Origin of the sequence: Exiguobacterium sp. s78, from assembly GCF_018618985.1 — a bacterium.
Lineage (GTDB): Bacteria > Bacillota > Bacilli > Exiguobacteriales > Exiguobacteriaceae > Exiguobacterium_A > Exiguobacterium_A abrahamii.
Map to the genome: position 1 here is coordinate 1100613 of NZ_JACSNB010000001.1, position 21262 is coordinate 1121874.

Here is a 21262-nt window from a genome sequence, read left to right on the forward strand (position 1 = left end):
TATCACTTTGTCATCAAATCACGAAACGACATTTACGTCTTCTCTATATCAGCTTCATACATACGATTTAGGATAAGTGTTGTAAGAATATTTCAAGGGGGAATTGATTATGTTGAAACAATTTGGAATGACGATGGTAGCAGGAGCCGTATTAAGCACAGGGCTTCCGACAGAAGATGTCAGCGCACAATCAAAAGGCAAATCGTTACTCGATCCAAATCGAATCATCAATGTTGCTCACCGTGGAGCTTCTGGGTACGCGCCAGAGCATACGATGCCAGCTTATGCAATGGGACATAAGACATTCAAAGCAGATTACATCGAAATTGATTTACAGATGACGAAAGACGGTCAATTGATTGCGATGCACGATGAAACGGTTGATCGGACGACGAACGGAACAGGTGCCGTCAAAGATAAAACGCTTGCTGAAATCAAGAAACTTGATGCTGGTAGCTGGTTTAATGAAGCGAACCCGACGCTTGCGAAAAAGTCATATGTCGGTCTGAAAGTACCGACGCTTCAAGAAGTCTTGAGTAAGTATGGGAAGCATGCGAATTACTATATCGAGACGAAATCACCGGAAGTGTATCCCGGAATGGAACAGAAATTGCTCGACGTACTAAAGCAGAACGGATTGTCGAGTAACAAGGTCAAACCAGGACAAGTCTTGATTCAGTCGTTTAGTGAAGCGAGTCTTCAAAAAGTCAGAGCCATCGACCCGAACGTCCCACTGGTTCAGTTGATGGAAGCAAATGAAGTCAAGGCTTTGACGGATGATCGATTAACCACAATCCGTCAGTATGCAGTCGGTGTTGGTCCTTCCTACAAAGCATTGACACGTGAAAACGTCTCAGCGATTCGGACTCATGATTTGTTACTTCACCCGTATACTGTGAATGAAAAAGCGGATATGGTTCGTATGCTCGACTATGGTGTCACAGGAGTCTTCACGAACTATGCCGACCGTTTTAATGATGTCGTGAAAGGACTATACAAAAAATAAGGTAAAAAGGAAATAGCACTATTTCTTCTTTCGAACAGGAAAGAAGAAATAGTTTTTTTGTTTTTAAAACTCGTATCTTAAATCCAATATTTCATTCCATACGTAAACCAAATAGAGGTTTATCAGAATTTCGAATCATGAGACAAAACAATGTAGTCAGTTTCGTATTTCATGGTACGATAACAGTGCAGTTTTGGGAAGAAATGGAGTGAGGATCGTGAGAATTACACAGTATACGGATTATGGACTACGTGTGTTGATGTATCTCGGGGTGCACCGGGATGTCATCACACCAATGCCGCAGATTGCAAATCATTATGGCATCTCATCCAACCATTTAATGAAGGTGACACAACAATTAGCGAAACTTGGCTATGTCGAATCAACAAGAGGTCGGTCAGGCGGACTCCGTTTGATTCGTGATCCAAAAGACATCAACATCGGGAAAGTCGTTCGGGAAATGGAACCGATGGATATCGTCGAGTGTTTTGGAAGCAACGGTCATTGTGTCATCGAACCAGGATGCCGTCTAAAAGGTGTGCTCGGACGAGCGCTTCGAGCTTTTATCCGGGAATTGGAACAGCATACATTAGAAGAATTGTTAGATAATCGTGATGAGTTGGCACTCTTGTTTGCTGCCTCACCTTTACAGCGTTCTTAATCAAAAAACCCTCGCTTCCATTCACGGAAACGAGGGTTTTGTCATAGCGATACTTATAGATCATCTTGGCGTTTCTTTGGTTCCACATGTTCTTTGTTCTGAGACAAGTCGTCACGAACAGACGATTTCCATAACGGCACATTGCTGTAATATGCAGCACGAGCGATCAGATGTCCTCCAATCGGCGCTGTGATGAGCACGAACAGGATGCCGAGAACGACACGAGAGGAGAAGAATCCATCTTCAGTGACGAAATAGATGATGACGCCGATTAAAATCGACATGACACCTAATGTCGCGCTTTTAGATGCAGCGTGAGCACGCGTATAGACATCCGGTAAGCGGATCAGACCAAGCGCGGTGACGAGACTAAATCCCATACCGAGCAAGGCGAAGACCGCGACGATCAATTCATTGATTGCGATCACGTTCGATGATCTCTCCTTTCTCGATATATTTTGAAAAGGCAACCGTACCGATAAAGGCGAGTATACCAATCAACAGGATGACTTCGAGGTAGTCGCTCGTCCGTAAGATGATCGAGACAAGACCAACGATTGAAATCAAGCTGATACCAATCGAATCAAGAGCAATGACACGATCCGCCACACTTGGTCCTTTGATGACCCGGTAAAATAGACCGAGCATCGAGAGAAAGACACCCCCGAGTGCGATATAGATTAAAATATCGAACATTACCGACTCACCTCCAGAATGGCTTTCTCAAAACTATCACGAATCGAAGCGACTGCTTCATCGACCTCTGGCATGTGGAGTGCATGAATGTAGAGTGTCTTATTATCATCCGAGATATCAACGACAAGCGTTCCAGGTGTCAATGTGATCAGCATCGACAGCAACGTGATTTGCCACGGTTGATCGAGTTCGGTCTCATAAGCGAAGATACCAGGCTGAATATCTAACTTCGGCTTTAAGATGATTTTCAAGACATCGATGTTTGCGACGACTAGCTCGTAGAGAAAGCGGAAAAACAATAGGACGAGTGCAACGACAGGTCCGAGGTAAAAGCGACCTTTGAAGCCGCGACGGAAAGCGAACATCGCAATCAGCCCTAGCGCGTAACCAATGACGAAACCGGAGGCCGAGAAATTGTTTGAGAGAAACATCCACAAGAATGCAAGGAATAAGTTGAGCAAGACTTGAAATGCCATGAATTAACGACCTCCTTTTAATACGGCATCGATATAGAGCGTTGGATTCGTCAACGGTTCGACGGCCTGTTGAATCAGTGGACGCATCGCCTCAGCACCTACTCCATAGAGAACGCTGAGCGCAACTAAGGCAATCGTAGGAACTAGCAGCTTGGGAACAAGCGCTTGTTTATCACCAGAGTAGGTCTTCGGTGTTCCCCAAAAGGCACGCATGAACAATTGAACGACCGAATACAAGACGAGTAGACTGGATAGTAGAACGATGATTGGTCCAATCAACTCACCGGCTTCAATACCACCACGAACAATCAGGAATTTCCCAATGAATCCGCTGAGCGGTGGAATCCCGGCAAGTGATAACGCCGCGATGAAGAACGTCCAACCTAATACAGGATAGGCTTTGATCATCCCGCCCATATCTTTCAGCTTACTCGAGCCGGCAATTCCGACCATGATTCCTACGAGTAGGAATAAAGCGGCTTTAATCAACATATCATGAAGAAGGTAGAAAATCGCACCTTCTAGCGCTTGCGGTGTCATGAGGGAAACCCCGTACAAGATGACTCCGACTGCGACGATGATGTTGTAGATGATGATTTGCTTCGCATCTCGTGTCGCGAGCGCACCGATCACCCCGATGACGATCGTACTGAGCGCAAGGATACTCAAGATTTGATGGATCGTTCCAATCTCATTTGAGAAGAACAAACTATACGTCCGTAAAATCCCGTAGACCCCGACCTTCGTCAACAAGGCACCGAACAAAGCAAGAACAGGTGTCGGTGGTACTTGATAAGAACCAGGCAACCAGAAGTAGAGCGGGAAGATCGCACCTTTTAATCCGAAGACGATCAGGAATAATAAGGCGATGACGTTGAGGATTGCCGGCTGTCCGACCTCTGAAATTTTTTGACTGATATCCGCCATGCTGAGCGATCCGATGATTCCGTACAAGAAGGCGACGGTCATGACGAATAATGCAGACGAGATGACATTAATCAAAAGATACTTCAGCGATTCTCGTAATTGTGCCGGTTTCCCGCCGAGAACGATCAAAACATAAGACGAAATCAAGAAGACTTCGAAGAAGACGAACATGTTAAAGATATCACCTGTCGTAAAGGCACCATTGACACCAACGAGCAGGAATTGGACGGCGATGAAATAGTAGTACCGTTGATAGGAAACGCTCAAGTAGACAATGGCATACCAGATGATACAAAGAACAAGAATGCTTGTCGTCGTGACGAGTAAAGCGGATAGCATGTCAGAGACAAGCGTGATACCAAAAGGTGCTGGCCAGCTACCGAGTGTGACTGTTAAGATGCCGTTCGACCGGACAGTCAGCACGAGATAGATGGAGGCACAGACAGTCAAAATCGTCGAAAAGAGGGAAACGATTCGTTGTCCTTTGAGGTGTCGCGGGAAAAACATCAAGAGGACACCCGTCAACAAAGGGATGATGATTGGTAGTAGCGGTAAGTTAATCATTCGAATCGGTTCCTTTCATCTCTTCGATATTATCGGTTCCGAGTTCTTGATAGGCACGATAAGCAAGTACCAAGAAAAAGGCAGTGACACCAAAGCTGATGACGATGGCGGTCAAGACGAGTGCTTGCGGTAGCGGATCCGTATAGGAAGTCACGCCGTCCTTTAAGACCGGAGCCGCGCCTCGTTTTAATCCCCCCATCGTCATGACGAGCAGATGGGCAGCGTGGCTGAGCAACCCTGTTCCGATGATAATGCGAAGAATACTTTTCGAAAGAATGAGATAAATGGCACACATCGTCAGGATGCCTGCGGCGATCGCCATGATGATTTCCATATTAATCACTCTCCCCAATCGTTTGAATAATCGTCATCGTCACACCGACGACGACAAGATAAACACCAAGATCAAACAACATCGCTGTATGAAGTGATGTCTTACCGAATAACGGTAGGTTGAAATAGTCATGTGCATGTGTGAAGAACGGTACGTTAAAGACAAGTGCTCCTGAAGCCGTCAGTACGGCAATCAACATGCCAAGAGCCGTGATCCATTTGTAGTCGAATGGCAAAATCCGGCGTAACGTCTTGATGTCATAAGCAAGTAAGATCAAGACAAGAGCAGACGCCGTCACAAGACCACCAATGAAACCACCACCCGGTGTATAGTGTCCAGCAAAGAACAAGTAGACAGCAAACAGGAAGATGACGAACGTGATAAAGGAAGTCGCGGACTCTAAGATGACGTCATTCGTATGCTTTTTCGCCTGCTTTTTCATTTATCGATCCCTCCTGTTCGTCTGAATTTAATCATCGTGTAAATACCGATTCCGGCAAGTGCGAGAACGGCAATCTCAAACAACGTATCGAAGCCACGGAAGTCGACGAGAATAACGTTGACCATATTACCGCCAGCGGCAAGATCAGCGACATTATCGATGTAATACTTGGCGATTGAAGTAAACGATCGTTGGCTGAGAGAAGCAAGGGCGACGAGTGTCACCGTCAATCCGACGAGTGCTGAAATCAAGGCGTTGCCGAGCTTGAACGGAATGCGTTCTTCTTTCCGACTGATTTCCGGTAAACGATAGAAAACGAGCAGGAATAGAGCGACCGATACTGTCTCGATGACGAGTTGTGTCAAGGCGAGATCTGGCGCTCGGAACAAGACGAAGAACAGAGCGACCGTATAACCGGTCACACCGAGCAAGATGATCGATGTCAGTCGTGAACGCGCAAAGGTGATCGAAAGGGCACTCGAAACGAGAACGAGTGCAAGGATGATCTCATACGCGTCAATCGAGCTGATTGGATCAACTGCGAAGCGGAAGGCATCAAACCCGTATAATGCCGTCAAGATCAAGATGACGATGAATCCGAAGATGTAGACGAGATATGACCGCATGTATCCGGTCATGACCGTATCGTGAATCTTTGTCGAGGTCTGTTCACCACGACGTAATAAAGCGTCATATTGATGATTCAAGGAGACGGCACGAGGCATCCGGTTATAGAGCGATTGCCAGCGTGGCAGTGTTTTATACAAGATGACGCCAGCACTGATGATCACGAGTGTCAGGAATAATTCAGTATTGAATCCATGCCACATTGAAATATGCACATCAATCTTCCCACCCGCATCAACGACTTGCGGTAAGATCGCTTCGACTGCCGGTCGAATCAACGTATCCGATAATAGATTCGGGAAGAGTCCGATGATGACGACGAGCGAGACGAGGACGAGAGGTGGAATCAACATTCCAATCGGTGCCTCGTGTGGTGTTTTCGGTAACTTATCGTCTTGACGCTTACCGAAGAATGTTTTGCGGACGATCAAGATGCTATAGACGAATGTAAAGATACTTCCGACGACGGCGAGTACAGGAATGATCCAACCGTAAGATGGTAAGTGGAACAAGTCAGATCCTGAAACTTGAAGTACACCTGTCAAGAACATCTCTTTACTCAAGAACCCGTTGAATGGTGGAATCCCCGCCATTGAAAGCGTCCCAATCATCGCAATCGTCATCGAAATCGGCATGAGTTGCGCAAGACCACCGAGCTTCCGAATATCGCGAGTACCAGTCTCGTGATCGACGATTCCCGCCATCATGAAGAGACTGCCTTTAAACGTCGCGTGGTTGATCAGATGGAAGATCGCAGCAACTGTCGCGATTGTATATAATCCGTCATCTAAGGCATCGACGTGTAAGGCGGCAGCTCCAAGTCCAAGTAAGGACATGATCAATCCAAGCTGAGAAATCGTCGAGTAAGCAAGTATTCCTTTCAAATCATGTTGTTTCACCGCATTGAGTGAACCCCAGAATAAGGTGAATATTCCGACAGATGAGACGAGATAGAACCAAAGCGACTCATCCGCAAAAATCGGACTAAAACGAGCGACAAGATACAACCCTGCCTTGACCATCGTTGCCGAGTGCAAGTAGGCACTGACAGGAGTCGGTGCTTCCATCGCATCTGGTAACCAGATGTGGAACGGAAACTGAGCCGATTTCGTGAAGGCAGCTAGCAAGAATAAAACAAGGGCGACCGTAAAGAAGGGTTCACCTTGAATCGATTCAAGTGACGCATACGTCTCACGAATACTTAACGATCCACTAAGTGTAGAGAGAATCGCAATTCCCCCAAGCATCGCTAGTCCACCGAAGACGGTGATCAACATCGATTTTTGAGCGCCGTAACGAGAACGTTCCCGCTCGTACCAGTAGGCAATCAATAAGAATGACGAAATCGACGTTAATTCCCAGAACAGATAGAGGACGACCATGTTATCTGACAACACGACCCCAAGCATGGCGGTCATGAACATCAACAGATAGACATAAAATGTTCCGAGTGATTCTTTTTTCGCATCTAGATAAAAAATCGAATAAAGAACGACGAGTGAGCCGATTCCTGTGATCAATAGTGCGAACAATAAGCCGAGTCCGTCAAGATACGTGACGAAATCGATACCGAGCGATGGTATCCACGGCATGCGTGCCGTAAAGGTCTCACCTGACATCGTACCAGGGAGAAAGCGGCTGAAATACGATACGAGCAGTACAGGTACGACAAGTACAAACCAACCGGTATGAATGTTCGGAAGGCGTTTCGCTAGAAGCGGAATGAAAAGACTGATCAATATGGGCAGTAAAATAGCCCCGTGCATCACGGACACGAAATTCCCTCCTTTGTGACATCGACGACCAAAAATGAAAAAGGGACGCGAACGCAAGCTGTTGAAGCTCGGAACTGTCCAGTAGAAGACACGATTCATTTTGTTCGTCGAAGATGTTTCTGAATCAAGTATAGCGTACTTTTTTCCTTCTTGCATGACGTGAAGCGTTGAAGCATAAGGGATAGAGCCATTTTTTCTCTTGATTATTAAATATGTAGGAACACGGCAGAAATAGGCTGAAAATTTTTTTGATTTTTTTCAAAAAACACGTGGATCCATGAGAAGAATGATTCAAACTCAAGGAACGCGGGTACATCTATCTAGAGCACAACTAATGACCATAGAGGGGGAACTTTCATGCGAGCAACATTCAAGACAGGTGTTATTTTAGGTGGTCTAGCAGCGATTGCGACAATCGCCTATCAACAATACCAACAACGAAAATCGACTTCAGAAGATATTGACCATCGTCCAAGTGTCGACGCGAAACGCGATCCGGCTGAAGTCGGACTGACACAACTGGATTCCATTCATCGGGCAGATTGGCAAGCGAATGGATTCCCACAAACACACGCAGAACTCGAACGCCTCGAGCGAGAAGAAAATTAAAAAAACACGTCTCTCGAATGAGAGGCGTGTTTTATGGTCATTAAGCACTTGTTGTGACTAGGGCACGTGTCCGTTCACTGTGTGCAGTATAAGAAGAGAGATGTTCGAATTGATAAAGCGTTAAGGTCGCTGTGCGACGTTGACCGGTACTCGATTCGAGCATTAAATAAGCTTCATTGAAGTCTGTTCCACCACCATCATAGCGGATGTGTGCCGTAATCGTTCGTCCATCTGTTGTCTGCATATAAATATCGTAACCTCCGAAATCAACGCGCTTAAAGCTAGTTGCCTCGCTTACGATGTGTTTGAATGTTTCAATTAAAGAATATGTCATCGTTCGTTCCTCCTTTTATTTCTTCAAAGCAAAATAAGTTATAATCAACTCCGAATATTACTATTCCCATTAAATACAAGAAATAAACATCAAAAATGAATCTTTTTTTTGTTCTTGTTATGAAACGCGTTTCATACTTTATGATACATACAGACGGTGCGTGACCGATTACGGGCGTTAACCGATACAGAAACTGTAATTAAAAAGACAAGGGGATGGTCACGACCATCCCCTTGTCTTTTTAATTATAGTTCTACGTTATGGTAGACCTGTTGCACATCCTCAAGGTCTTCTAGTGCATCGATCATTTTCTCGAATTGGGCGACGTCGTCTTCAGACAACGCGACTTCGTTTTGGGCGAGCATGACCAGTTCGGCAAGTGAGAACTCAGTAATGCCTGCAGCTTTCAACGCTTCTTGTACAGCATGGAATTGTTCCGGCTCAGCGTAGATGATGACAGATTCGTCTTCTTCGAGGATATCGCGCACATCAATATCCGCTTCCATCATCAATTCAAGAACGTCATCCGCAGTTTTACCTTCAAACGCAAAGATTGCCGTCGCATCGAACATATAAGCGACGGATCCGCTCACGCCCATGTTTCCGCCATTTTTTCCGAATGCAGCACGAACGTCAGAAGCCGTCCGGTTAACGTTGTTCGTCAACGTTTCGACGATGACCATTGAACCGCTTGGACCGAATCCTTCATAACGCAAGACGTCGTAGTTTTCTTCCGCTCCACCTTTTGCTTTTTCAATCGCCCGATCGACGATGGCACGTGGCACGTTGTATGTTTTCGCTCGTTCGAGAACGACCTTTAATGCTTGGTTTGATTCTGGATCGGGTTCACCTTGTTTAGCCGCTACATAAATCTCACGACCGAACTTTGCGTAAATCCGACTCGTATTTTTGTCTTTTGATGCTTTTTTTTCCTTAATGTTATTCCATTTACGACCCATTTCGTATCCACTCTCTTTCCGTAATGTCAGAAATCCGTGATTTCCTATGCGTTATCAGTATACCTTAAACTACCTGACAGACTGAACTAAAATGTCGGTGGAACCGTTGAATTTCTATTAAATACGTTTAAGCGATGTGGAAGAAAGGAACTTTACCGATAGAGAAATATCAATTTAAGGGAGAGTGGCAGAATTTGAACCAGGCTGGGGTAGTTCATCGCGCATTATCACCGTTCGTTTATGCTTACGATCAAGAGACGGTCCATGTCCGACTCATGACGGCTAAAGACGATATTGAAAAAGTTGAATTGATATATGGTGATCCGTACGAATGGGAAGCGGAAAAAGAAGAAGACCGAGATTGGAATTTTGATCCGGAGAAAGAAAAATCATGGAAAGTAGAGCGGACGCCGATGCAACACAATGGAAGTGATGCGACGTATGACTATTGGTTCGTTGCAATCCGTCCAGAACGGAAGCGGGTACGATATGGGTTTGAGGTTCATGGCGATACGACAGCCGTTTTAACCGAGCGTGGCTGGTATGACGAAGCGCCACTCGATCATCCGGGCTATTATTTTTCTGTGCCATATGTTCATGCGACGGATGTCTTTGATACACCGGAGTGGGTGAAGGATACGGTCTGGTATCAAATTTTCCCGGAACGATTCGCGAATGGTGACCGGACGAATGACCCAGCGGGAACGAAGGAGTGGGGAAGTGAAGCACCAGCTTTTCAGAATTTCTTCGGTGGAGATTTTCAAGGGGTCATCGATCACGTCGATCATTTACAACGTCTCGGCGTCACGGGTGTCTACTTCTGTCCAGTCTTTGAGGCACCATCCAATCATAAATACGATACGCTTGATTACTTGAAGCTTGATCCTGCATTTGGTGACGAGAAAACGTTCCGCAAGATGATCGATGTGCTACATGAGAATGGTATCCGTGTATTACTCGATGCCGTCTTCAACCATATTAGTGAAGAGCACCCCGCCTTTCAGGATGTCTTAGAAAAGGGGAAAGATTCAAAATACGCCAACTGGTTTACGATTGGTTCCTTCCCAGTCGATCCATCGATTCCGAACTATGAAGTGTTTGCCTTTGAACGGAACATGCCGAAATTGAATACTGCCCATCCGGACGTCAAAGACTATTTGCTTCACGTCGGACGTTACTGGGTCGAGGAATTCGGAATCGACGGCTGGCGTCTGGATGTCGCAAGTGAAGTCGATCATGCATTTTGGCGTGAGTTTCGCAAGGAAGTCCGGGCTGCGAACGGAACATGTTATATCGTCGGTGAGTGCTGGACGGATTCGCAACCATGGCTCCTCGGCGATCAATTTGATGCCGTCATGAATTATGGTTTGACCGAGAGCTTTTTGACTTGTTTTGCGACGGGCGAGACGCGCGTTCGTGATTTCTCACATGCAGTCAGCCGGAATTTGAACTGGCATTCTCAAAATGTCAACGAGGTCATGTTCAATTTGATTGACTCGCATGATACGCCGCGTGCTCTAACGCGTGCGAAAGGGAATATCGATCGAATGAAGTTACTCTTCACTACACTGTTGACGTTTCCGGGTTCACCCGTCATCTATTATGGCGATGAGATTGGAATGACTGGGGGGCAAGACCCGGCAAACCGTGCGTGTATGGAATGGGATGAGACGAAGCAGAACCGTGAGTTGTTCGATCACGTTGCACAGTTGATTGCTCTTCGAAAACAGCATCCGGTTTTAGCAAATGCCGGAACGTATCATTTCCAAAGGATCGATGATACAAAACAGACATTTGTCGTTGAGCGACGTCAAGGCGAACAGGTTTACTTGCTCGTGGTCAACGTAAGTGAAGAGGCACAATCTCTTTCGCTTGAGGGAACGTATGAAAGTCTGTTAGACGCAACGACGTTTTCGGGAACTATTCAAGTAGAAGCTGTGTCAGCTCTTCTTTTGCGACACGTATAAGAAAAAGCAAGTCGTGGATATCGAATCCGCGACTTGCTTTTTTAGTGCGTGTGCATTATGAATCAAACGGATGGATCAGTAAACCGCTCCGAAGCTTCGGTTCGAACCAAGTCGACTTCGGCGGCATCACTTCTCCCGCATCAGCCACAGCCATTAAATCTTCGATCGAAGTCGGATGCAAGTGAAAAGCGACAGCGGCATGTCCAGAGTCCACGATTTGCTCAAGGCCGGCATACCCCTTATGACCACCGACGAACTGGATCCGTGCGTCCGTCCGTGGATCTTCGATACCGAGTAACGGTGTCAACAACTCTTCTTGTAAAATCGAGACGTCGAGATTCGCTTTCGTTCCTGTTCGTTCAGAATCGTACGAAAGGGTATACCATTGCCGGTTGAGATACATCTCGATTTGGTGAGGCTTCGTTTGTTCGGCACGTCCTTTTGTGATCGTAAAGCGATGGGCTAATCGCTCAAGGAAATCAACGACGGATTGACCGTACAAATCTTCAACGACCCGATGGTAACCGAGAATCCGTAATTGATCCTGCGGGAAGGAGACGCCAAGAAAACGTTGGGCTTCCTCCTGGTCCGTCCGAATGGCAGCGATGGCTGCTGCTGCAGCGCGATGGTGACCATCAGCGATATAGAGAGCATCGTGACGGGCGAACTGGCTCCCGATCGTCAACAGATGATTGCGATCGGTGATTTTAAAAATTCGATGCGTCACTCCATCGACGGTGAAATCATATAGGGGATCGCCAGCAGTAATCGTCGTGACGATTGCTTCGAGTTGTGCATCCGTCTGATGCGCAAGTAAAATCGGACCCGTATGTGCTTGTAACTGTTCGACGTGTCGGACACGGTCGCGCTCTTTATCAGGACGTGTGAACTCATGTTTACGAATTTGATTCGTCTCATAATCACTGACGGCAACACATCCGACGAAACCGGATTGTGTATGTGTTCCATCTGACAACTGATAAATGTAATACGTTTCGTCCGTATCGAGCTGTAAGATGCCGTTTGTTTGACTCTCTTCGAAGGCAAGCGCCGCTTGCTGATAAACGCGTGGGTCATCTTCAGCGATCAATGACGGAAGGGTAGCTTCTGCTTTATCGATCCGTAAAAAAGACAGCGGATGACGTCGGATTTCGGAACGTGCTTCTTCGCGCGAATAAACATCATACGGTAAGGCGGCAAATTCTGCCGCATATTTTGAGTCCGGTCGTAACGCCGCAAAAGGTTCGAAAGTTGGCATGGGGTTCACTCCTTTAGAGTAGGCGTGTTTTCAAGACGCCAGGAATCTGATTCAGTCGGTCTAGCGAAATCATCTCGTCCGCATGGTTATCGATATCGATGATCGTATAGGCAATCGCATCTTTACTACCATTGATCATATTCGCGATATTGATCGACTCTTGCGCTAACACCGAGGCGATTTGACCGACCATGTTCGGAATGTTGTGGTGAGCAATCGTAATTCGTCGTTTTCCAGTGAACGGTAGCTCGACGGCTGGGAAATTGACAGCATTGCGGATATTTCCTGTCTCAAGGAACAGACGCAGTTGATCGACCGCCATGATAGCACAGTTTTCCTCCGCTTCACTTGTTGATGCCCCGATATGTGGTAAAGCAATGACCCGGGGGAGGGACAAGATGAAGGCGTTCGGGAAATCCGTCACATAATTCGCCAGGCGACCGGACCTGAGCACTTCTGCTAACGCTTGTTCATCGACGAGTTCACCACGCGAGAAGTTGAGTAGGGTCGCGCCGTGTTTCATCTTCGAGAAGAGTGACCCATCGAGTAAACCCGTCGTCGCTTCAACGAGCGGCAGATGCAACGTGATGTAGTCGCTTGTCGCGAGGAGATCCTCGAGCTGTGTTGCCCGCTGAATCTGATTCGAGACGCGCCAGGCAGACTCAACGGACATATGTGGATCATAGCCTGTGACGGTCATGCCAAGCTCGTGAAGGGTGTTGGCTAAGTTTGCCCCGATTGCCCCAAGTCCGACGATCCCGATTCGTTTCCCGAGCAACTCCGTTCCGACGAATTGTTTTTTGTTCGCTTCGATCCTCTCCGGAATATCTGGTCCGCGTAAGTTGTTCGTCCAAAGCAGACTCGGGACGAGTTTTCGCGCCGTCAGGAATAAACTACCGATGACAAGTTCCTTGACGGCATTCGCATTGGCACCTGGTGTCGAAAAGACGGGAATCCCGCGGTTCGCGAGTTGATCGAGTGGAATCGTATTGACACCGACGCCAGCTCGGGCGACGGCTTTGAGACTATCTGGAAAGCGCATGTCATGTAAATCCTTGCTGCGGACGAGAAAGGCGTCTGGTTGCTCCGTTTCCCGCTGGACGTGATAGTCGTCTGTAAATCGTTTTAATCCTTTGTCTGATAGATCATTCCATAGTTGGACTTGATACATTTAACGTTCCCCCTGTTCAAAACGGTGCATGATATGAATCAGTGCCGTAACCCCTTCGGTCGGCATCGCATTGTAAAGACTCGCGCGCATTCCACCAATCGAGCGATGACCGGCAAGATTGATTAAATCGTTACGCGCAGCGAAGTTCAAGAAAGCAGCGTCTTCCGATTCGCTTCCGGTCGAGAATGGAATGTTCATCCGGCTTCGATCCTTGACGGCTACATGGTTATGAAATAGATCGGATTGATCAATTGCTTCATATAACATGCGCGCTTGTGAGACGTTTCGTGCCGCGATCGTCTCGAGTCCCGTCTCTTCAATCCAATCGAGCACTAATTTCGTCATATAAAGACTAAACGTCGGTGGCGTGTTATAAAGAGACCGCTGTTTTGCATGGATGTCATACCGTAAGTAGGCACCGATCGTGTCAGGAACACGATCAAGCAACTCGTTCTTCACGATGACGACCGTTAAACCAGCGACACCAAGGTTTTTTTGAGCACCAGCATACAACACATCGAATGACTCGATTGGCAATGGTTCAGACAAAATCGATGACGAGACATCAGCGACGAGTGGCACATCGACGAGAGGCGGTGTCTGATACGTCGTCCCTTCGAGGGTATTGTTCCAAGTGATGTGCAAATAGTCGGCTGTTGACGTGAACGGACCTTTTGGAATGAAGCGATACCCGTGATCAGCGGAAGAGGCGAGCACGTTGACCGTGGCGTACCGTTTTGCATCTGCAATCGCCTTCGTCGACCAGCCGCCGGTATCGATGAAATCAATTCGTCCGGTCTTCGTCGCCAGATTTTGCGGTAACATCGCGAACTGAAGTGTAGCTCCTCCTTGAAGAAACAATACGGAGTACGTATCGGGAATCGACATCAGTCGCCGTAAGGATTGTTCAGCCGCATCTCGAATCGATTCAAAGATTGGCGAACGATGACTCATTTCAAGAACGGATTGTCCTGAATTTTCATAATCGAGTAGCTCGGATTGAGCCTTCAATAGGACCGGGGCAGGAAGGACTGCTGGACCGGCAGAGAAGTTATAAACCGTCATGAGGAACACTCCTTCTTGAATTTTCAGAAAATATGTACCCCTCAAGTGTAACGGAATGAAAAATGAGAAGCAATTCCAACTGACGATGAATGGAAAATGAAAACAAAAACATCCCTTGAATCCGTTACGACGGATCAAGAGATGTTAATTGACCAAAGTGCCATTTCCAACCATCTGACGTAGCACGATAGATGGACACGATCCGGAAACGACCAACGTATTGAGTTGTCCCGTATTCAAATCGGTCTTCTGTCAAACTATACTGGATTGCCGTATCTTCGAAATGATCAATGTATGAAAAATCATCGGTCCGGGATAACCAGCGGATGTTTGCAGGATCCACGTAATGATCGAGGTAGGTCTCGGCATCAAATGACCGCCCTAATGCATCGATGAACGTAAATTCGGGAGATAATAGATGCGAGACTTGTGTTAGGTCGCCTTTTAGCATAGCATCTTGAAGGTGTTGCATCGTTTGTTCAAGTGTCATAATACATCTCCTTTCTTCCTGAATCGCTAGTGTAGCATATATAAACACAAAAAAAGACCCTGCGTGAGCAGGGTCTAAAAGAAATTAAAGTTTTACAACGTTAGTTGCTTGTGGTCCACGTTGACCTTCTTCAACTTCGAAAGAAACCTCTTGACCTTCGTCAAGTGATTTGAAACCTTCAGATTGGATTGCTGAGAAGTGTACGAATACGTCGTCTCCGCTTTCGCGCTCGATGAAGCCGAATCCTTTTTCTGCGTTAAACCATTTTACTTTACCTTGTTCCATGTGTATTGCCTCCTGCGTGTGACTGGCACACTGATTATTACTACCGTGATCAATTTCATCGAATATAAAGTGAAACACTTCGTATCTCCACCGAACAACAATAATTACTTAATAATATAGCATGCCTGAATTGAAAAAGAAAGGACAAAACAAAAAAAGAACAAACGAAGCTGTTCTTCTTTGAATAAATCATGCAATTAAAGGGTTCATTCTACCCGTGTCGAAAGAGTATAACTGATTCTTTCAACGAGTCGGAATATGTTCTCTTTTACTACTGAGCTGTCGTAATGTATGCAAAATGAATCCTTGGAAGTTCGGATAACGTGTCGGTTGTTCCCAAACAGTTCGGAATAGTTGTGTCATCGCGGAATGAATGAGTGCATCCTCGACTTGTGTGCGACGGAATAGAAGAAAGAGTGTTTTTTCGTAACGATCGTATAATCGTTCTAACGCGACAGAATCGCGTTGTTTGATTTGATTAAGCAAATCAGTGTCTGAATACATAGGTCACTCCTTCTTCGACAGTTTTCTCTATAGTATGCTGTCACTGTAATGTAATGAAACTATAATGTAGATTCCCGCTATATGAATTATGAAACACCCAAACTTCTTGAACTGAAGATAATAATGGAAATGGAGGAACGTTATATGCTTCCTGTATACATTCGCCCGTACATCTTGGAGGATGCAGCGGAGATCCTTGAGGTGAATTTGCGAAACCGTGATCACTTTGAATACTGGATGCCAATCAAGCCGTCACCAGAACAATACACGATAAAAGGGCAACGTGAACGGATTCATCGTCATCAAGAGTTAATGCGTCAAGATGCTTATTATGCGTATGGTGTTTTTTTATCCGAGACGGACCAGTTGATTGGGGATGTTTCAGCGATGTTCGTTCAACGTGGACCAGCGGAGACATGTATGATTGGCTACCAGTTGGATGCCGCCTTTTCAGGACGAGGATATATGGCACAAGCGGTCGGATTGTTCGTGGATCATTTATTTGATGTCCACCAGTTCCACCGGATCCGTGCTGAAGTCATGCCGGAGAATATCGGCTCGATCCGTGTCCTTGAAAAAGTCGGATTTCGTAAAGAGGGAATCGCGAAACAAAATCTCTTCATCAACGATGCCTGGGAAGACTTTGTTTTGTTTGCCCTATTAAAAGAAGACCGAAAGGAGTCACGTCATGCCAATCTCTAATTATTATGCCAATCTGCGCCAACTTGTCGGAACGCAGCGTCTTTTTACACCATGCGTCGCAGCGATCATTCGAAACGAAGCAGGTCACATCCTCTTTCAGGATCCAGGAGGTCCGTTTTGGAGTTTGCCTGCTGGAGCGATCGAACTGGGGGAATCGCCGGCACAGGCAGTCATTCGCGAAGTCTATGAAGAGACGGGTCTATTCGTCCGACCGGTCCGTCTGATTGCGACCTTCGGTGGAGAGTCGTTTCGTTTGACGTACCCAGACGGAAACGAAGTTGAATACGTAGCGACAGTATTCGAGTGTAAAGTAGTCGGGGGAACGCTCGAAGCGATTGATGGGGAATCGAAGCAACTAGCATATTTCCCAAAACAGGATCGTCCACCTCTAGCACTGCCTTATCCTGATCATGTGTTCGAAGTATCCGAAGCAACAAGCTATTTTGACTGGGAAGAACACTGGTTGACAGATTTACAACGTCAAAATCGGTAAAAATCCGAACGTTTAACTGGTGATATCTGAATAAAGTTCTTGAAAAACCTTAAAAACGCGAAAATTTCTTTGACACTATGAGGACAGTTCGTTATAGTAGTCAAGGGGCGAATGATTATCGCCAATATATTAAAAAATATTCGTAATTAGAGGTGTTATTCATGGATGTAGTATTCGATTATGAAGATATTCAATTAATTCCAGCAAAATCAATCGTTGGTAGTCGTTCGGAATGTGATACGTCAGTCGAGTTCGGTGGTCGTCGTTTCAAGCTTCCGGTCGTACCGGCGAACATGCAAACGATCATTGATGAATCGATCGCTTTGTTCTTAGCGGAAGGCGATTATTTCTATATCATGCATCGATTCGAACCGGCTCGTCGTTTGGCTTTCGTTCGCATGATGCAAGAACGCCAACTGTTCGCTTCAATTAGCGTCGGTGTCAAGGAAGAGGAATATCAGCTGATCGAACAGCTCGCAGCAGAAGGGCTGACTCCGGAATACATCACGATCGATATCGCGCACGGTCATTCGGAAGCCGTCATTCAAATGATTCGCCACATCAAGTCGCTTCTACCTGCAAGTTTCGTCATCGCTGGTAACGTCGGGACACCGGAAGCGGTGCGTGAACTTGAGAATGCGGGAGCCGATGCAACAAAAGTCGGAATTGGACCAGGTAAAGTGTGTATCACGAAGATTAAAACAGGATTCGGTACAGGCGGTTGGCAACTCGCGGCACTTCGTTGGTGTGCAAAAGCAGCAAGTAAACCGATCATCGCGGATGGTGGGATTCGGACGCATGGCGATATCGCGAAGTCGGTCCGGTTCGGTGCGTCGATGGTCATGATCGGTTCACTCTTCGCGGGGCATGAAGAATCGCCTGGTGAGACGCATGAAGTGGACGGAGTGCTCGTCAAGGAATACTTCGGTTCTGCTTCTGAGTTCCAAAAAGGGGAACGCAAGAACGTCGAAGGAAAGAAGATGTTCGTCGAGCATAAAGGAAGTCTAGCGGATACGTTGATCGAGATGGAGCAAGATTTGCAATCGGCAATTTCGTACGCTGGCGGGAACAAATTGCAAGCGATTCGGACGGTCGACTACGTCGTCGTCAAGAACTCGATCTTCAACGGCGATAAAGTATATTAAAGTGATCAGTTCGCTCTTAACGGAGCGGACTTTTTTTTGTTTCTTTAGCATAACTCTTCCATAGGAGGGGTATACATCAAATGGACCAAAAGATTCGGAATATTTTGGATAGGGAGTGATTGACATGCTATTTGAAACGACATCGTACTTAATCGAAAAATTTGCCACTGTTCGTAACCAAACAATTGCCTTGATTGAACCGCTCGAAGCAGAAGACTTCATCATTCAAGCGAGTTCGGACGTGAGTCCGCCGAAATGGCACATCGCCCATACGACCTGGTTTTTTGAACGGATGATTTTACAAGAATATAGTAAAGGCTATCGAGTCTTCCATCCGAAGTACAATTATCTATTCAATTCTTACTATAATTCAATCGGTCCTTACCAGCCTCGTCAACAACGGGGGATGTTGTCACGTCCGACCGTCGAAGACATCATTGCTTACCGGTCATATGTCGATGGACAAATGGTCGAGTTCTTGAAAGAAGAACGGACTCCAGAAGACCAATGGAAAATCGAATCGTTAGTCGAGATGGGACTGCAACACGAGCAACAACACCAGGAATTGATCTTGATGGACGTGAAGTATAACTTTTTCACGAATCCACTGTTACCTGCTTATCAGTCAAAGTCGCTGGCAACAGATGTGCCTGAAAATGCAGTCAAGGAAACATCGTTTATCCAATTCGAGGAAGGACTCGTCGAGATCGGTCATACAGGAGACGGTTTTGCGTTTGACAACGAGAGTCCACGTCATAAAACGTGGTTACATCCGTTTAAACTCGCAACGCGTCCTGTCACGAACGGTGAGTATTTGGCGTTCATTGAAGCAGGGGGCTATGAAAAATCAGAGTATTGGCTATCCGATGGGTACGCGACGGTTCAAAAAGAAGGCTGGAAAGCACCGTTATATTGGATGAAGGATGACGCGGGAGAATGGACGATCTTTACGATGAATGGCGTCGAACCACTCCGTCTCGATGAACCGGTCTGTCATGTCAGCTTTTACGAGGCGGATGCCTATAGCCGTTATCAAGGGAAACGCTTACCGACGGAAGCGGAGTGGGAGTGGGCTTCTCGTCAAGTCGATTCCGTTACGAAGCGTAATATGATGGGAAGCGGAACATTCCATCCGGTAGCCGTCGAAGAGTCAGAGACAACGCTTGCGAGCATGTTCGGAAACGTTTGGGAGTGGACGTCGAGTGCTTATAGTTCATATCCAGGCAGTAAACCACTCGAGGGAGCGCTCGGGGAATACAACGCGAAGTTCATGTGTAATCAAATGGTACTGCGTGGAGGAGCGTGCGTGACGCCTGACGATCATATTCGCGAGACATACCGCAACTTCTTCCCGCCTGATAAACGTTGGTTATTTGGCGGCTTCCGATTGGCAGGTGACATGTGATGCGAGAGACAGTCATTGGGTACGATTTATATACGCCGCAACAAAACATGCGTTTAGAAGTCATTGAAGGTCTGATGCGAGAACAAAAGGTCTTACCGGCAAAATATTTTTATGATCATATCGGATCCCAGTTGTTCGAACAGATTACGCAACAACCGGAATATTATCCGACACGGACAGAACTCGCCATCTTGGAGCAGCATCGAGCAGAGATCGCACGAAGTATCGGCGATGTGCATACACTGATTGAATATGGAAGTGGCAGCAGTCGTAAAATCCAGATGTTACTGGAGACATTTACACATCTAGACACGTACATGCCCATTGATATCTCAAAAGACTTCCTGATGGAATCTGCACGCCAATTGTCGGAACGGTATCCTGCGCTGCATATTAAAGCGGTCTGTGGGGATTACTCACAATCGATTTCTTTACCGGTCGAGGAGTCTCAAAAACGAGTCATCTTTTTCCCGGGATCGACGATCGGAAACTTTGAACCGGAGGAAGCGATGCGCTTCTTACGTCATTCCTCACGAATTCTTGAAACTGGTGATGGATTTTTGATCGGCGTCGACCTGAAAAAGTCTGTTGATGTGCTTGAACGGGCTTATAACGATGTAGCCGGCGTCACAGCGGCATTCAATTTGAACATGTTGACGCATTTGAATCAGATGCTCGAGGGAACGTTTGATGTGACGCGATTCGAACATCATGCTTTTTATAATGAGGAAAAAGGACGAATCGAAATGCATCTTCGGAGTCAACTCGATCAACTCGTACAAGTCGGAGATGTGACGGTTCCGTTTAAACAAGGAGAAACGATTCATACGGAAAACTCCTATAAATACAGTAAAGAAGAGTTTGAGGCACTTGCCCGTCAAAGTGGTTTTCATTCAGTCAATTGTTGGATCGATGACGATGAACGATTCAGTGTGCATTATTTAGAAAAAATGTAACGGCACATCTAAAAACACTCCCACATGTAAGCTTCCGTTACGAAGCGACACAGGGGAGTGTTTTTCTAAATGATATGCCTTATTCGACACGTGCTCCTTCCGGAATCGGATGTTCCGGTACGACGAGAATCGGCATCCATTGTTCCGAGCGACCGATCTCAAGCACCCGACCGGACTCTTCAGGCGTACGACCAGGTATATTGAGTACGGCAATCGCTTGTTTTCCAAGCAATTCATGAACATCGGGTCGCAGTGATTCCCAGTCGAGTGAGAATAAACGCGTAAATCCGTCGAATTGTAGTTCAAGCTGAATTGAGCCATCGGTAAGATCCGAAAGCGACTGGATTGTACCAACACGTATATCTAAAGCATCGAATAATTCAAGAGGAACGATTGGTTTCATGGACAATG

25 protein-coding genes are annotated in these 21262 nt (G+C 46.4%); 9 read left to right on the forward strand and 16 right to left on the reverse strand.

All coding sequences use genetic code 11. The annotated features are described in order from the left end of the window. Window positions 1-109: 109 nt before the first annotated feature. Window positions 110-1006: a glycerophosphodiester phosphodiesterase gene (locus tag KNQ18_RS05445; RefSeq protein ID WP_215084001.1), complete on the forward strand. Its 897-nt coding sequence runs from the start codon at window positions 110-112 to the stop codon at window positions 1004-1006. A gap of 217 nt (window positions 1007-1223) precedes the next feature. Beyond that, entirely contained in the window at window positions 1224-1667 is a 444-nt protein-coding gene (locus KNQ18_RS05450; protein WP_050678277.1) for an Rrf2 family transcriptional regulator, read from the forward strand. A gap of 53 nt (window positions 1668-1720) precedes the next feature. Here the strand turns inward: KNQ18_RS05450 and mnhG are convergent, their stop codons facing one another. Genes mnhG through KNQ18_RS05485 form a run of 7 tightly spaced genes read right to left on the reverse strand, consistent with a single transcriptional unit; the run spans window position 1721 to window position 7508 of the window. Then, a complete protein-coding gene (gene mnhG / locus KNQ18_RS05455) occupies window positions 1721-2095 on the reverse strand; it encodes a monovalent cation/H(+) antiporter subunit G (RefSeq protein WP_214805102.1) in 375 nt (124 codons plus the stop codon). Then, complete coding sequence (locus KNQ18_RS05460) at window positions 2079-2315, reverse strand: Na(+)/H(+) antiporter subunit F1 (protein ID WP_369792030.1); 237 nt, start codon at window positions 2313-2315, stop codon at window positions 2079-2081. Before KNQ18_RS05460 ends, mnhG begins: the two co-directional genes overlap by 17 nt. A gap of 47 nt (window positions 2316-2362) precedes the next feature. Beyond that, window positions 2363-2839 carry a Na+/H+ antiporter subunit E gene (locus KNQ18_RS05465; RefSeq protein ID WP_023468542.1) on the reverse strand — a complete coding sequence of 159 codons (477 nt, stop codon included), beginning with the start codon at window positions 2837-2839 and terminating at the stop codon, window positions 2363-2365. A gap of 3 nt (window positions 2840-2842) precedes the next feature. After that, window positions 2843-4330, reverse strand: a complete 1488-nt coding sequence (locus KNQ18_RS05470; RefSeq protein WP_149427543.1) for a Na+/H+ antiporter subunit D — start codon at window positions 4328-4330, stop codon at window positions 2843-2845. Then, the gene (locus tag KNQ18_RS05475; RefSeq protein WP_023468540.1) at window positions 4323-4664 is read right to left on the reverse strand and encodes a Na(+)/H(+) antiporter subunit C; all 342 of its coding nucleotides are present in this window, start codon (window positions 4662-4664) and stop codon (window positions 4323-4325) included. The genes KNQ18_RS05470 and KNQ18_RS05475 overlap by 8 nt, the downstream gene beginning before the upstream one ends. Before the next feature lies 1 nt (window position 4665). Beyond that, a complete protein-coding gene (locus tag KNQ18_RS05480) occupies window positions 4666-5106 on the reverse strand; it encodes a Na(+)/H(+) antiporter subunit B (RefSeq protein WP_029341921.1) in 441 nt (146 codons plus the stop codon). Next, window positions 5103-7508: a Na+/H+ antiporter subunit A gene (locus tag KNQ18_RS05485; RefSeq protein ID WP_215084003.1), complete on the reverse strand. Its 2406-nt coding sequence runs from the start codon at window positions 7506-7508 to the stop codon at window positions 5103-5105. The genes KNQ18_RS05480 and KNQ18_RS05485 overlap by 4 nt, the downstream gene beginning before the upstream one ends. 357 nt (window positions 7509-7865) lie before the next feature. Between KNQ18_RS05485 and KNQ18_RS05490 the strand changes: the two genes are divergently transcribed. Then, on the forward strand, window positions 7866-8117 hold the full coding sequence (locus KNQ18_RS05490; protein WP_149427541.1) for a hypothetical protein: 252 nt from the start codon (window positions 7866-7868) through the stop codon (window positions 8115-8117). 40 nt (window positions 8118-8157) lie between these two features. On the opposite strand, the gene KNQ18_RS05495 is transcribed toward KNQ18_RS05490, so the two are convergent. Both KNQ18_RS05495 and KNQ18_RS05500 read right to left on the reverse strand, forming a co-directional pair. Then, entirely contained in the window at window positions 8158-8451 is a 294-nt protein-coding gene (locus KNQ18_RS05495; RefSeq protein WP_023468536.1) for a hypothetical protein, read from the reverse strand. A gap of 245 nt (window positions 8452-8696) precedes the next feature. Next, window positions 8697-9410 (reverse strand): YebC/PmpR family DNA-binding transcriptional regulator, encoded by a 714-nt coding sequence (locus tag KNQ18_RS05500; RefSeq protein WP_023468535.1) that lies wholly within the window; start codon window positions 9408-9410, stop codon window positions 8697-8699. Between the two features lie 194 nt (window positions 9411-9604). Between KNQ18_RS05500 and KNQ18_RS05505 the strand changes: the two genes are divergently transcribed. Continuing rightward, complete coding sequence (locus KNQ18_RS05505) at window positions 9605-11377, forward strand: glycoside hydrolase family 13 protein (protein WP_215084005.1); 1773 nt, start codon at window positions 9605-9607, stop codon at window positions 11375-11377. A gap of 55 nt (window positions 11378-11432) precedes the next feature. Here KNQ18_RS05505 and KNQ18_RS05510 read toward each other — a convergent pair whose 3' ends face one another. The 6 genes from KNQ18_RS05510 to KNQ18_RS05535 form a co-directional block, all read right to left on the reverse strand. Then, on the reverse strand, window positions 11433-12635 hold the full coding sequence (locus KNQ18_RS05510; RefSeq protein ID WP_214723478.1) for a DUF1015 domain-containing protein: 1203 nt from the start codon (window positions 12633-12635) through the stop codon (window positions 11433-11435). 13 nt (window positions 12636-12648) lie between these two features. After that, window positions 12649-13806, reverse strand: a complete 1158-nt coding sequence (locus KNQ18_RS05515; protein WP_214723476.1) for a phosphoglycerate dehydrogenase — start codon at window positions 13804-13806, stop codon at window positions 12649-12651. Continuing rightward, window positions 13807-14871, reverse strand: coding sequence for a 3-phosphoserine/phosphohydroxythreonine transaminase (gene serC, locus KNQ18_RS05520; RefSeq protein WP_215084007.1), 1065 nt, complete (start codon window positions 14869-14871; stop codon window positions 13807-13809). 124 nt (window positions 14872-14995) lie between these two features. Next, window positions 14996-15361, reverse strand: coding sequence for a nuclear transport factor 2 family protein (locus KNQ18_RS05525; RefSeq protein ID WP_047394207.1), 366 nt, complete (start codon window positions 15359-15361; stop codon window positions 14996-14998). Window positions 15362-15445: 84 nt separating this feature from the next. Continuing rightward, complete coding sequence (locus KNQ18_RS05530) at window positions 15446-15646, reverse strand: cold-shock protein (protein ID WP_023468529.1); 201 nt, start codon at window positions 15644-15646, stop codon at window positions 15446-15448. Window positions 15647-15889: 243 nt separating this feature from the next. Further along, a complete protein-coding gene (locus tag KNQ18_RS05535; protein ID WP_058704024.1) occupies window positions 15890-16150 on the reverse strand; it encodes an RNA polymerase sigma factor in 261 nt (86 codons plus the stop codon). Between the two features lie 144 nt (window positions 16151-16294). Here KNQ18_RS05535 and KNQ18_RS05540 point away from each other — a divergent pair, with 144 nt between their 5' ends. From KNQ18_RS05540 to egtD, 5 genes are all read left to right on the forward strand, one after another. Continuing rightward, window positions 16295-16852, forward strand: coding sequence for a GNAT family N-acetyltransferase (locus tag KNQ18_RS05540; protein ID WP_149427536.1), 558 nt, complete (start codon window positions 16295-16297; stop codon window positions 16850-16852). Further along, window positions 16839-17345 carry an NUDIX domain-containing protein gene (locus KNQ18_RS05545; RefSeq protein ID WP_215084010.1) on the forward strand — a complete coding sequence of 169 codons (507 nt, stop codon included), beginning with the start codon at window positions 16839-16841 and terminating at the stop codon, window positions 17343-17345. The genes KNQ18_RS05540 and KNQ18_RS05545 overlap by 14 nt, the downstream gene beginning before the upstream one ends. Window positions 17346-17506: 161 nt before the next feature. Further along, the gene (gene guaC, locus KNQ18_RS05550; protein ID WP_023468525.1) at window positions 17507-18490 is read left to right on the forward strand and encodes a GMP reductase; all 984 of its coding nucleotides are present in this window, start codon (window positions 17507-17509) and stop codon (window positions 18488-18490) included. Between the two features lie 124 nt (window positions 18491-18614). Further along, the gene (egtB, locus tag KNQ18_RS05555; protein ID WP_149427535.1) at window positions 18615-19895 is read left to right on the forward strand and encodes an ergothioneine biosynthesis protein EgtB; all 1281 of its coding nucleotides are present in this window, start codon (window positions 18615-18617) and stop codon (window positions 19893-19895) included. After that, window positions 19895-20851, forward strand: coding sequence for an L-histidine N(alpha)-methyltransferase (gene egtD, locus KNQ18_RS05560; RefSeq protein ID WP_215084012.1), 957 nt, complete (start codon window positions 19895-19897; stop codon window positions 20849-20851). The genes egtB and egtD overlap by 1 nt, the downstream gene beginning before the upstream one ends. 79 nt (window positions 20852-20930) lie before the next feature. Here egtD and KNQ18_RS05565 read toward each other — a convergent pair whose 3' ends face one another. Then, window positions 20931-21254: a hypothetical protein gene (locus KNQ18_RS05565; protein ID WP_133207443.1), complete on the reverse strand. Its 324-nt coding sequence runs from the start codon at window positions 21252-21254 to the stop codon at window positions 20931-20933. Window positions 21255-21262: the final 8 nt, after the last annotated feature.